This window comes from Dactylosporangium sp. NPDC005572, from assembly GCF_040605515.1.
Taxonomy (GTDB): Bacteria; Actinomycetota; Actinomycetes; order Mycobacteriales; family Micromonosporaceae; genus Dactylosporangium.
The window spans coordinates 66,333-67,553 of sequence record NZ_JBEXCY010000018.1 but is presented as its reverse complement, the minus strand read 5'-3'; the positions used below and the strand labels follow the sequence as shown (position 1 = coordinate 67,553).

The following is a 1,221-nucleotide window of genomic DNA, read 5'->3' as shown; positions in this document are numbered from 1 at the left end:
AACCAGTGTGCTCCCCGCGCACGCGGGGATGGTCCCTGGCGCCAGTGGGCCGATGAGAAGGATATCGCGTGCTCCCCGCGCACGCGGGGATGGTCCCCCGACCAGCACCCGGTTCGGAGAGGCGAAGTAGTGCTCCCCGCGCACGCGGGGATGGTCCGGCGGGGCTGGGCCTGCGCACCGACGACCTGCCGTGCTCCCCGCGCACGCGGGGATGGTCCGCGCCACCTACACCGACGCCGGACCGCGCAGCCGTGCTCCCCGCGCACGCGGGGATGGTCCTGCCGATGGCGAGATACAGCAGCTTGCCGAGGTGTGCTCCCCGCGCACGCGGGGATGGTCCGCGCTCCGTTGGTGTACCTTCCCGCGTCCGCTCGTGCTCCCCGCGCACGCGGGGATGGTCCGGGGTGTCGATGTTCCGGTTGCCTAGTTTCATTGTGCTCCCCGCGCACGCGGGGATGGTCCCCGGAAATGAGGGCGTACCGGTTCTTGGAGGGAGTGCTCCCCGCGCACGCGGGGATGGTCCCTCCTTCAGGGCGTCGGCGGCGACGTCCGCGTCGTGCTCCCCGCGCACGCGGGGATGGTCCCTCAATCTTCCATCCCGGCTTCGATTCGTTCTGGTGCTCCCCGCGCACGCGGGGATGGTCCGTCTGAGAACCAGGCGTTGCCGAACGGCAACGCGTGCTCCCCGCGCACGCGGGGATGGTCCGGATCCGAATGTCGCCATTTTCGGAGGCGGCACGTGCTCCCCGCGCACGCGGGGATGGTCCCACGCACACGCACGACCTGCCCGTCGACGAGCTGTGCTCCCCGCGCACGCGGGGATGGTCCGGCGCGCACGACGAGCAAGGAAAACGCGGCGAAGTGCTCCCCGCGCACGCGGGGATGGTCCCCAGTTAGCGCAGCACTCTGGCCCTTGCGGGTCGTGCTCCCCGCGCACGCGGGGATGGTCCGGCAAAGTTGTTGTCCAGAAAGTCTATGCGTTCGTGCTCCCCGCGCACGCGGGGATGGTCCGTCGATGGCCTCGAAGATTTGTGACGCCTCGAAGTGCTCCCCGCGCACGCGGGGATGGTCCGTACCCGGACAACCCGCACGCCGTGGATCGGTTGTGCTCCCCGCGCACGCGGGGATGGTCCCAACAACATCCAGATGAACATCGGCCATGCGACGTGCTCCCCGCGCACGCGGGGATGGTCCCAACAACATCCAGATGAACATCGGCCA

At 69.9% G+C, this 1,221-nt stretch carries 1 CRISPR repeat array.

The features are described 5' to 3' along the window. Positions 1-7 precede the first annotated feature (7 nt). A CRISPR array of direct repeats spans positions 8-1,194; the repeat unit is 28 nt; unit sequence GTGCTCCCCGCGCACGCGGGGATGGTCC. Between the last annotated feature and the right edge of the window lie 27 nt (positions 1,195-1,221).